The sequence below is a fragment of the Variovorax paradoxus genome, assembly GCF_030811855.1.
GTDB lineage: Bacteria > Pseudomonadota > Gammaproteobacteria > Burkholderiales > Burkholderiaceae_C > Variovorax > Variovorax paradoxus_L.
Window position 1 is genome coordinate 27,659 of the sequence record NZ_JAUSRN010000021.1, and the last position, 10,869, is coordinate 38,527.

11 protein-coding genes are annotated in these 10,869 nt (G+C 66.0%); 5 read left to right on the plus strand and 6 right to left on the minus strand.

Annotated elements, in window-relative coordinates; genetic code table 11:
• Positions 1-12: 12 nt before the first annotated feature.
• The 3 genes from J2X92_RS27360 to J2X92_RS27370 all read right to left on the minus strand — a co-directional run bounded on the left by J2X92_RS27360 (position 13) and on the right by J2X92_RS27370 (position 3,002).
• Positions 13-990 carry a DMT family transporter gene (locus J2X92_RS27360; RefSeq protein ID WP_307580668.1) on the minus strand — a complete coding sequence of 326 codons (978 nt, stop codon included), beginning with the start codon at positions 988-990 and terminating at the stop codon, positions 13-15.
• On the minus strand, positions 987-1,844 hold the full coding sequence (locus J2X92_RS27365) for a 3',5'-nucleoside bisphosphate phosphatase (protein ID WP_307580670.1): 858 nt from the start codon (positions 1,842-1,844) through the stop codon (positions 987-989). The genes J2X92_RS27360 and J2X92_RS27365 overlap by 4 nt, the downstream gene beginning before the upstream one ends.
• 96 nt (positions 1,845-1,940) lie before the next feature.
• On the minus strand, positions 1,941-3,002 hold the full coding sequence (locus tag J2X92_RS27370; protein ID WP_307580672.1) for a transporter: 1,062 nt from the start codon (positions 3,000-3,002) through the stop codon (positions 1,941-1,943).
• 153 nt (positions 3,003-3,155) lie between these two features.
• Between J2X92_RS27370 and ppk2 the strand changes: the two genes are divergently transcribed.
• Positions 3,156-4,079, plus strand: coding sequence for a polyphosphate kinase 2 (gene ppk2 / locus J2X92_RS27375; protein WP_307580674.1), 924 nt, complete (start codon positions 3,156-3,158; stop codon positions 4,077-4,079).
• 49 nt (positions 4,080-4,128) lie between these two features.
• Positions 4,129-5,172: an extracellular catalytic domain type 1 short-chain-length polyhydroxyalkanoate depolymerase gene (locus tag J2X92_RS27380; protein WP_307580675.1), complete on the plus strand. Its 1,044-nt coding sequence runs from the start codon at positions 4,129-4,131 to the stop codon at positions 5,170-5,172.
• 22 nt (positions 5,173-5,194) lie between these two features.
• Here J2X92_RS27380 and J2X92_RS27385 read toward each other — a convergent pair whose 3' ends face one another.
• A complete protein-coding gene (locus J2X92_RS27385; RefSeq protein WP_307580677.1) occupies positions 5,195-6,121 on the minus strand; it encodes an AraC family transcriptional regulator in 927 nt (308 codons plus the stop codon).
• Positions 6,122-6,250: 129 nt separating this feature from the next.
• On the opposite strand from J2X92_RS27385, the gene J2X92_RS27390 reads away from it, so the two are divergent.
• Both J2X92_RS27390 and J2X92_RS27395 read left to right on the plus strand, forming a co-directional pair.
• On the plus strand, positions 6,251-6,637 hold the full coding sequence (locus tag J2X92_RS27390; RefSeq protein WP_307580679.1) for a nuclear transport factor 2 family protein: 387 nt from the start codon (positions 6,251-6,253) through the stop codon (positions 6,635-6,637).
• A 64-nt stretch (positions 6,638-6,701) separates the two neighbouring features.
• On the plus strand, positions 6,702-8,174 hold the full coding sequence (locus tag J2X92_RS27395) for an MFS transporter (protein ID WP_307580681.1): 1,473 nt from the start codon (positions 6,702-6,704) through the stop codon (positions 8,172-8,174).
• 22 nt (positions 8,175-8,196) lie between these two features.
• On the opposite strand, the gene J2X92_RS27400 is transcribed toward J2X92_RS27395, so the two are convergent.
• Entirely contained in the window at positions 8,197-8,625 is a 429-nt protein-coding gene (locus tag J2X92_RS27400; RefSeq protein ID WP_307580683.1) for a hypothetical protein, read from the minus strand.
• On the minus strand, positions 8,609-9,223 hold the full coding sequence (locus tag J2X92_RS27405) for a nucleotidyltransferase domain-containing protein (protein ID WP_307580685.1): 615 nt from the start codon (positions 9,221-9,223) through the stop codon (positions 8,609-8,611). Before J2X92_RS27405 ends, J2X92_RS27400 begins: the two co-directional genes overlap by 17 nt.
• A 224-nt stretch (positions 9,224-9,447) precedes the next feature.
• On the opposite strand from J2X92_RS27405, the gene urtA reads away from it, so the two are divergent.
• Complete coding sequence (urtA, locus tag J2X92_RS27410; RefSeq protein ID WP_307580687.1) at positions 9,448-10,716, plus strand: urea ABC transporter substrate-binding protein; 1,269 nt, start codon at positions 9,448-9,450, stop codon at positions 10,714-10,716.
• The last annotated feature ends 153 nt before the right edge of the window (positions 10,717-10,869 follow it).

The window sequence follows — 10,869 nt, forward strand, 5'->3', positions numbered from 1 at the left end:
AAAAGCTCCTGATCAGGATTCCGCCGGTTCGATGGGCACGCGGCGCTCGCGCACGGTGAGCCAGGCTCCGGCCGCGCCGCAAACCGCGATCATCGCCATGCCGATGAGCGAGAAGTGGTCCGGCACGTGCGAAAAAACAAGCCAGCCGCCCAGCATGGCAAAGCCGATCTGCGCGTAGAGGTACGGCGTGAGCGTCGAGGCCGGCGCGCGCTGGTAGGCGAGGATGAGAAAGAAGTGCCCCACGGTTCCCATGAAGCCCATCAGGCACAGCAAGGCCCACCAGTGCCACGAGGGCAGTGCAGTCCACACGAAGGGCAGCGTGAGCGAGGCGATCAGCGCGCCGACCCAGCCGGTATAGAAATGCATGGTGAGCGGATTCTCGGTTTGCGCCAGCTTGCTCGTGAGCACCTGGAACCATGCATTAGTCAGCACCAGCCCAACCGGCAGCAGCACGGCCCAGCTGAATGCACTGCCGCCCGGCCGCAGGATGACCAGCGTGCCGATGAAGCCGCCGGCCACCAGCACCCAGCGCAGCGGCGAGACATACTCCTTGAGCGCGGTGGCTGCGAGCAGCGTAATGACGAGCGGCGCCACCAGCACGATTGACGTGAACTCGGCCAGCGGCATGTAGCGCAGGCTCAGGAAGGCCAGCGTGCTCGACACCAGCAAGAGCGCGCCGCGCAGCAGTTGATAGCGCGGATGCTGCGTGCGCAGCAGCGCGGTGCCGTGCCGCGGCAGCAGCACCGCCGTGGTGGCCACCGCCTGGAAGGCATAGCGGAACCACACGCCCATGAGAATGGGCACGGCGGCGGTGGACGTCTTGGTGGCGGTGTCGAGCGTGGCAAAGCAGGCTACGGCCACCAGCACGAGGCCGATGCCCGCGAGGATGCGCTCGGATTCGGTTTCGCGCGCCCGGCGCGACGCGGCGCGGGCATTCGCCAGTGCCGCCGTTGCCGCGCTGTCGGTGCCGGGCCCGTGGCTCTGGCTCACTGCTGGATGCGGTCGCTGAGCAATTCCCACACCGGCGTGAGCGCACCGGGCAACGGTGGCAGCTTGCCGAGATCGCAGTGGCTTTCGTCGGGACTGTGGAAATCGCTGCCGCGCGAAGCGGCGAAATCGAACTCGAGCGCCTTGTCGGCGTACTCGACGTATTCGGCCGTCGTATGGCTGCCGGTGACGACCTCGATCGCCTGCCCGCCATGCGCCTTGAATTCGAGGAACAGCGCGTATTCCTCGTTTGCCGTGAACTTGTAGCGTCCCGGGTGCGCAATGACGGCCATGCCTTTGGCGGCGGTAATCCACTGCACCGCATCCTTGAGCGAGGCCCAGCGGTGCGGCACGTAGCCGGGCTTGCCTTCGGTCAGGTATTTGCGGAACACCTCGGAGGTGTCGCGGCAGTGGCCCTGCTCGACCAGGAAGCGCGCGAAGTGGGTGCGCGAGATCAGCTCGGGGTTGCCGACGAACTTGAGCGCGCCTTCATAGGCCCCCTGGATGCCGACCTTGGCCAGCCCTTCGGACATTTCTTGCGCGCGCTTGCCGCGGCCGCCGCGCGTGTCGTAGAGGCCCTGCGTCATCGCGGCGTCTTCGGGGTCGAAGCCCAGGCCGACGATGTGCACCGTCTCGTTGGCGAAGGTCACCGAGATCTCGGTGCCGGTGAGATAGCGGATGCCGTTGGCGCGCGCCGCGGCGGCTGCGCGGTGCTGGCCGCCGACCTCGTCGTGATCGGTGAGCGCCCACAGCTCGACCCCGTTGGCGGCCGCGCGCGCGGCCAGTTCTTCGGGCGTCAGGGTGCCGTCAGAGACCACGGAATGGCAGTGCAGATCGGCGTTGAGGATGGTGGACACATCGTCATTCTATTGGGTCTGGAAATCGATGCAGGCGCATGGATGCTATTGTGCTTGCTATTAAATAAATAGCACTACTGCAACTGCCGATGCGGTTCAGCGCTTCTTGCGGAAAGCCGCCCAGGCCGCCACTGCGGTAAAGCTCGCGACGATTGCCACGACGATCCAGAACCCGTGCTTGTGTTCGGCCAGCGGAATGCCGCCGACGTTCATTCCGAACAGGCCCGCGAGGATGTTGATCGGCAGTGCGAGCACGGTCACCACCGTCAGCACGAACAGGCTGCGGTTGTTGTCCTCGTTCACGTTGGCTGCAATTTCTTCCTGCAGCAGCTTGATGCGCTCCTGCAGTGCCTGCATGTCGCGCAGCACCACCGAGAACTCCTCGGTCGAACCACGCAGCTCCTGCACGTCTGGCTCTGCCATCCAGCCTGGCGGCCCTTGCAGCAGGCGGAAGAGGGCGGCGGGTTCAGGCGCCAGCAGGCGCTGCAGGCGCACCAGCAGCCGGCGCAGCACGCCCAGGCGCGCGCGCTTGTGGTCGAGCCGGCCGGCCAGTAGTTCGTCCTCGATGCGGTCGATGCGCGAAGTGACGCCGCGCACGATCTTCACCAGCACGTCGGCCTGCGCGCGCAGCAGGTGCTCGAGCAGCTCGGTGCTGGAGCGCGGCGCGTCGCCGGCTTTGACGGCGGTGCGCAGCGCATCGACCGAGCGCAGCGGCTTGGCGCGCGCCGTGACCACCAGCCGCGGTCCCACGCTGATCCAGAGGGTGGAAATATCGGACGGCTCGAAGCTGAATTCGAAGTGAACGTCGTTGATGACCGCGATCAACGAATCGTCGGCGCGCTCGATGCGCGTGGAGGGCAGGCCCTCGTGCAGCGTTTCGTAGAAGGTGTCGGAGAGCTGCGCATGGCGCAACAGCCAGCGCTCGGCCTGAGCGTGGCTCAGGTTGAAGTGCAGCCAGAGGAATGCGGGGGAATTCGCACGGCCCGGCGCGGCGATCGGGCCGTCTTGTATCGCACCCGTATCCAGCCAGGCCGCGGCCTGCGCCGAATCGATGGCCCGCACAGGCTCCGGCGCATCGGCGTCGAACAGGTAGCCGCAGATCAGCCCGGCTTCGTCGCCGCCGTACGAATTGGCGGCCAGGTCATGGAGTGCCGGCAAGGTGCGTGTGGATCAGGGAAGACGAGCGAAAGGTTGGCCCGATGGTGTTCGCGCCATATGACAACTTCGTGTCCATGCGATTCAGCGCGTCACGCAACGGTCATATGCGGCGGGCAGTATGCCTTGTTCCCACCCCTTCTTCCCTTCCTTGCCATGATGCTGACGAGCGCACTTCCAGACCACGAAGACCTGATGCAACGCATCGCCCGCGACCTGATCGACAGCTATGACGAAGAGCTCGAGTTGGAGATCGAGGACCGCAACATCGACGGGCTCGACCCCGCGGCGCAGCACACGACCGACAAGGCCGCCCGCCAGGCCTACTTCAAGGAACTGTTCCGGCTGCAGGGCGAACTCGTGAAGCTGCAGGACTGGGTGCAGCACAGCAAGCAGAAGGTGGTCATTCTTTTCGAGGGCCGCGACGCGGCGGGCAAGGGCGGCGTCATCAAGCGCATCACCCAGCGTCTGAACCCGCGCGTGGCTCGCGTGGCCGCGCTGCCCGCGCCCAACGACCGCGAGCGCACGCAGTGGTACTTCCAGCGCTACGCGGCGCACCTGCCGGCCGCCGGCGAAATGGTGCTGTTCGACCGCAGCTGGTACAACCGCGCCGGCGTCGAACGTGTGATGGGCTTTTGCAGCGATGACGAATACGAAGAGTTTTTCCGCACCGTGCCGGAGTTCGAGAAGATGCTGGTGCGCTCCGGCATCAAGCTCATCAAGTACTGGTTCTCCATCACCGACGACGAGCAGCACATGCGCTTCCTCGGCCGCATTCACGATCCGCTCAAGCAATGGAAGCTGAGCCCGATGGATCTCGAAAGCCGCCGCCGCTGGGAGGAATACACCAAGGCCAAGGAGATCATGCTGGAGCGCACGCACATTCCCGAGGCGCCCTGGTGGGTGGTGCAGGCGGTCGACAAGAAGAAGGCGCGGCTCAACTGCATCAGCCACCTGCTGGGCCAGCTGCCCTACCGGGAGGTGCCGCATCCGCCAGTGGACCTGCCCGCGCGTGAACGCCATGCCGACTACCTGCGCCAGCCCGTTCCAGCCAACATGATCGTGCCGGAAATCTACTAGGCTTCGCGGCAGTTTGGCCGGCCGGCGCTTTGCCCTCACACTGCGCCCCATGGTCCGTCGTTCCACCGCATCCCTGTTCGCCCGCGCTTACGAGCGCAACCTGAAGGCACTCACCAAGCTCACCCTCAGCAACAGCAAGCGAGTGACCGGCCAGGTGCAGCGCGCCACTGCCAAGCGCCTCAAGCCGCCGCCGGGCAGGGGCGACTGGCTCAGCGGCATGGCGCTGGGCCCAGGCGGTGCGCGCGGCTATCACCTGTTCCGTCCCGCCGACCTGAAGCTGAAACCAGGCGAGAAGCTGCCGCTCATGGTCATGCTGCACGGCTGCGGCCAGACGGGGCGCGACTTCGCGGCCAGCACCCGCATGAATACGCTGGCGGTGCGGCAGCGCTTCCTGGTGCTGTACCTGGAGCAAGACAGGCTGGCCCATCCGCAAGGCTGCTGGAACTGGTATGAGCGCCGATCGGGCAAGGCAGACGCCGAGGCTGCCACGTTGATGGCGGCCATCGACCAGGCCTGCGTGCTGTATCCGGTCGACCGCGAGCGCATTGCGCTGGCCGGCCTCTCGGCCGGCGCCAGCATGGCGGCGCTGCTGGCCACACGCTACCCGCTGCGCTTTCGCGCAGTGATCATGCATTCGGGCGTGGCGCCGGGCGCCGCAAAATCCTCGGCCACTGCCCTGGGTGCGATGCGTGGGCAGCATACGCCGCCCATGCCCTCCACCGCGGTCGGCAAGGCGATGGGCGCGGCCGCCGTTTTCGCGACCCTGCCGCCGATGCTGGTGCTGCATGGCACCGCCGATGCCGTGGTGGCGCCCAGCAATGCCGTCAACAGCGCGGCCGTATGGGCCACGGCGCTGGGCGCCAAGCCGGGCAAACCGCGCACGCTCCAGCGCGGCAAGCGGCATCCCATGCAGGTCACCGAGTTCCGGCGCAAAGGCCGCGCGGTGGTCACGCTGTGCGAGATCGCGCGCCTCGGGCATGCGTGGAGCGGCGGCACGGCCCGGCTGCTTTTCAGCGACCCGGAAGGGCCCGATGCCACGCGCATGACCTGGGCGTTTGCGGCGGCACGGTTCAAGCTTGTGGCCAAGGCCTGAAGCGACGCTTTTCAGAAAGTGCCTAAGCCATGGCGCTGTCGCGCGCCGCCGCACGCCAGGCGCCCGGCGCCATGCCCATCGTGCGCTTGAAGGCCTTGCTGAACGCCGCTTCCGATTCATAGCCCACCGCGCCGGCAATGGTGCCGACCGCGGCATGGCCCTGGCCGAGCATGTTGCCGGCCTTGAACATGCGCCACTGCGTGAGGTACTCCAGCGGCGCCTGGCCCACCCGCTCGCGGAAGCGTTGCGCAAACGCCGAGCGCGAAAGGCTCGCAGCCGAGGCCAGCGTTTCCACCGTCCACTCGCGCGCCATGTCCTTGTGCATGGCGCGCAGCGCGGGCCCGATGCGCGCGTCGGCCAGTGCGCCCAGCCACCCTGTTTGCTGCCGGCCCTCTGCCTCGACATGCGCGCGCACGGCCTGCACGAACACGATGTCGGCCAGCCGGCTCACGAGCAGCCCCGAGCCCAGGCCCGGCTCGCCCGTTTCCATCGCAAGCAGCTGCAAGGTGCCTTGCAGCGCAATGGCGCGTGCCTGCTCCATCTTCACGTGCAGCAGCACCGGCAGCAGATCGAGCAGCGGCCGGGCCGCGCGCTGGTCGAAGTGAAACCAGCCACAGATCACCGACGCCGCGGTACCCGTGCCGCCCAATTCCACGACACCGCCGATGCGGTCGCGCACCACCGAGGCGCAACTCACGGCCGGCGTGTCCGGATGGTCGCGAAGCACATAGGGCGTGCCGTGCGCGAGCACGTAGCAATCGCCCGCGGCCAGCGCCACTGGCTGCGCCACGCCCGGCACCTCGAGCAGGCAGCTGCCGCGCACCACCAGACCGAAGCGCGCGCTCTCGCCGCCCGCCAGGCTCACGCCCCAGGGCGTGCGCGCCTCGAGCCGCGCATAAAGCGCGCTGCGCACGCGCATGGCGGCGAACACGTCGTCGAGCGGGTCCATGAAAGCTCCTGTCGCGGTGGACGAATGGACAAGATTGTCGGCTTTGCAGGCATTCACTGTCCACCCGCTGCGCCACAAACTGCGGTCTCGCACTTTGGCTCCGTCGAGTCGAACCCAAGGACCCAGCTCATGACCACCCGCACCTCTTTTGCCGAACTCGCCGACCGCTATGTCGCCGTCTGGAACGAGCCCGACCCCGCCACGCGCCGCGCCGCCATTGCCCAGCTCTGGGTGCCTGACGGCGAGCACTTCGTGCGCACTCAGCAGGTCAAGGGCTACGAGGCGCTCGAGCAGCGCATCAGCGGCTCGCACGAGAAGAACGTGCGCGATGGTGGTTTTCGTTTTGCCTCGTCGGGCGATGCACAGCGGTTGCATCACGCCGTGATGTTCCATTGGCACATGGCTCCGGCCGAGGGTGGACCCATTGCCGCGCTCGGCCTCGAGTTTCTCGTGCTCGCGGCCGACGGGCGCATCGCGGCGGACTACCAGTTCATCCTGCCTACGCCCGCTGCCTGAGTGTCCGCCATGACCTCCGAGGTCATTGCGCCAGCGCCGCTCCATCTCAACACTCGAAACCATCATGTCCCAGTCATCGAACATCGCTGCATCGGCAGCCGCATCGCTCAACTCCACTGCGGCCGGCGGCGTAGTGCAGCCCGGCCGATGGGCCCTGTGGGTCATGCTCAGCGGCACCTTCCTGGTGGTGCTGGACTTCTTCATCGTCAACGTGGCGCTGCCTTCGATGCAGCGCGAACTCCACGCCTCGGCGGGCACCTTGCAGCTGGTAGTGGCCGGCTACGGCCTGGCCACGGCCGCGGGCTTGATCACCGGCGGCCGGCTCGGCGACCTGTTCGGCCGCCGCCGCATGTTCATGCTGGGCCTGCTGCTGTTCACGCTGGCCTCGGCGGCGTGCGGCCTGGCACCGAATGCCGAGCTGCTCGTGGCGGCCCGTGTTCTGCAGGGCCTGGCCGGCGCGCTGCTGCAGCCGCAGGTGCTGGCGATGATCGGCCTCGCCTACACGGGTGAAAGCCGTGCGCGTGCCTTCGCGGCCTACGGGCTCACGCTGGGCTTGGGTGCCACGCTCGGCCAACTGGTCGGTGGACTGCTGATCCATGCCGACCTCGGCGGACTCGGGTGGCGCAGCTGCTTTCTCATCAACCTGCCGATCGGCTTCTTGGCGCTGCTGCTCGCGCCGCGCGTCATTCCGCCGCTGGCGAACAGCGGCAACGGCGCCGGGAGCCGACTCGACATCGCCGGCATGCTGCTGGCCGCCGCTGGTTCGGTGGCCGTGGTGCTGCCGCTGGTCGAAGGCCGCGAGCAAGGCTGGCCGCTGTGGAGCTGGCTGTGCCTTGCGGCTGCCGTGCCGCTGCTGGCCGTGTTCGCGTATCAGCAGCGCCGCCTCGCGGCGCGCGGCGGCGTACCGCTGGTGGCGCCCGCGCTGCTGGCCAACAGTCGCTTCGTCACGGGGCTACTCACCACCTTGGCCTTCTACGTGGGCAATGCATCGCTCTATTTCGTGCTGGCCCTGTACCTGCAGCAAGGCCTCGCATTGGATCCGCTCACCTCGGGCCTTATCTTCACGGCACTGGCAATAGGCTTCTTCGCCACCTCGATGGCCGGCGCGCGCCTGGCACGCCGCTTTGGCGGCAAGCCGCCCATCGCGCTCGGTGCCATGGTACTGGCCGCGGGTCATGCGCTGCAACTCGTCAACGTGTCGGGATGGCTGGGCCATTCGCACGTGGCCGCGTGGATGGTGCCGCTGCTCGTGGTCGAGGGCGCCGGTCTCGGCATGGTGATGGCGCCGCTGGTGTCCACCGTGCTGGCCGGTCTGCCGCCGCAGCACGCGGGCGTGGCCTCGGGCGTGCTGGCGATGGTGCAGCAAGCGAGCAACGCGCTGGGCGTGGCGTTGATCGGCATCCTGTTCTATGGACGGCTGGGCAGCACGGCCGATGCGGCCGGCCATGGCGCAGCGTTTGCGGTGGCGCTGGGCTATCTGGTGGTGTCGGCCTTGCTGGTGGCAGTGCTGTATCGCAAAGTGGCGCAGCAGCATTGACAGGGCTTGACGCTGCAGATGTTCAGGCCTCGTCTGGCGGCGGCAGTTCAGAGAGCTTCGAAGCCACGCGAAGGCACGCGGCGATCAGATCGCGAACGATGCGTTCATCCACATTCATGTCGCCTTCATACTCGCCGAGGTTTCGTATTTCGTGGCTCTTCGCCAATACCCTCCACACCTCCGGTCCTAACTCCAACGTATGGGGCAATACTTGGAAGACGATGAACCGGTTGCTCGACCGATAGCCATGCCAACGCAGCGCTGCGAGGCACATGGCATGTGCTGCGTTGTAGGCGAGATCGAACCGGCCCTCGACGGAGAGTTGCATCACTTGGGCATCCGCCAGGCGTGCGAGGCCTGAACGCAGCAGGCCCGCGAATTCGCGAGCATCCGGGGGTTCTGCGGCGAGTGGCTTGGCCGGACCGCAAAGGTTTTCAAGCGGGGAGGGCATGCGCGTCGCCGATGATCCAGAGCTTGGGCTGTTCCAAGACGCGCTTAACGAACGACTCGCCGTCCTTGTGCTTTCGCATCAGTTCTTTTCTAGTGAACATGGTCGGGTTCACTGTACGGCCAAGACGTGCCGACACTGCATCGAGGGCAAGAAACACGTCCGAATACGCAAGTTCTTCACTGATCAGCAGCAGGTCGATGTCGCTGGAGGCGGTGTCTTTGTTCTTGGCTACCGAGCCGAACACGAATGCGGCTTCGATTTTTGCGGCGAGCGGTTCCAAGGCTTCGCGCAGCGGACCTGCGAGGCCGAAGGTCTTGCGAACAATGCTGCTCAACTCGTCGTAGATCGGCGCCGCGGTGTTGGCTTGATAGTGCTTCTGGTTGCCCACGCGCGATGTGATGAGCAAGCCACTGTCGGTCAACTGCTTGAGTTCGCGCTGCACTGCGCCGGAGCCCGCGCCGGTGAGCTTGATCAATTCTGTAGAAAAGAAACTGCGGTCCGGCTGCCCGAAGAGATAGCCCAGCACGCGTTGCTGGGTGGTCGTGAACAGAGCGTCCGCCAAGCTGGCGTGTCTCACGATCTGCATGGCTGGCGACAAGGACTTACCCATTTTGGGCATTTTAAAGCCCAAAATGGGTTTTTGGAGTTAAGTTTCCTTCAGGCAAGCGCCTGGACGCGAGCCGGGCTGCGGACCCGTCACCTGAGTACCTCCGTGTACGCCACCCGGCGTATTTCTCGCCGCCGGGCGAATCCGCAGACTCCCCTCCATCGTCCGGCAGGCCCGGCGACAAAGGTTTCAACCACCCTGGAGCAGGAGTCCACATGCAACGTCGTTTCACACTCAAGGCGCTCACCGCCGCCGTCGCCCTGGCCAGCATCTCCGCTGCGCCGGCCTTTGCCGCCGACACCATCAAGGTCGGCGTGCTGCACTCGCTGTCGGGCACGATGGCCATCTCGGAAACCGTGTTGAAAGACACGGTGCTGATGGCTATCGAGGACATCAACAAGAAGGGCGGCGTGCTGGGCAAGCAGCTCGAGCCCGTGGTGGTCGACCCGGCTTCCAACTGGCCGCTGTTCGCCGAAAAGACGAAGCAGCTGCTCGGCCAGGACAAGGTCTCGGTGATTTTCGGCTGCTGGACCTCGGTGTCGCGCAAGTCGGTGCTGCCGGTGGTCGAGGAAATGAACGGCCTCCTGTTCTACCCCGTGCAATACGAAGGTGAAGAACTGTCGAAGAACGTGTTCTACACGGGCGCCGCGCCTAACCAGCAAGCCATTCCGGCCGTCGACTACCTGATGAGCAAAGAAGGCGGCGGCGCCAAGCGCTGGGTGCTGCTGGGCACCGACTACGTGTACCCCCGCACCACCAACAAGATCCTGCGCGCCTACCTGAAGAGCAAGGGCGTGAAGGACACCGACATCGACGAGAAGTACACCCCCTTCGGCCACAGCGACTACCAGACCATCGTCGCCGACATCAAGAAGTTCTCGGCCGGCGGCAAGACGGCCGTGGTGTCGACCATCAACGGCGACTCCAACGTGCCGTTCTACAAGGAACTGGGCAACGCCGGCCTCAAGGCCAAGGACGTGCCAGTGGTGGCCTTCTCGGTGGGTGAAGAAGAACTGCGCGGCGTGGACACCAAGCCGCTGGTCGGCCACCTGGCCGCATGGAACTACTTCATGTCGATCAAGAACCCGACCAACACGGCGTTCATCAAGCAGTGGAGCGACTACGCCAAGGCAAAGAACATCGCCGGCCACAAGGACAAGCCGCTCACCAACGACCCGATGGAAGCCACCTGGATTGGCATCCACATGTGGAAGCAGGCCGTCGAGAAGGCCAAGAGCACCGACACCGACAAGGTGATCGCGGCGATGGCCGGCCAGACCTTCACGGCGCCCTCGGGCATCGTCTCGAAGATGGACGAGAAGAACCATCACCTGCACAAGAGCGTGTTCATCGGCGAGATCAAGGCCGACGGCCAGTTCAGCGTGGTGTGGAAGACGCCGGGCCCGGTCAAGGCCAAGCCGTGGAGCCCGTACATCGAAGGCAACGACAAGAAGCCTGACCAGCCAGCTGGCAAGTCGCTGTAAAGCGTGTTTCTCCCTCCCCTCACGGGGGAGGGCAGGGGTGGGGGCTGACGGCGGTCGATTCGAGCACCGCGCTTGTTCGGGCGCTGCGTGCCCCCACCCCAACCCTCCCCCGGAAGGGGAGGGAGCCTTACCAACTTCCATCCTCATGATGCT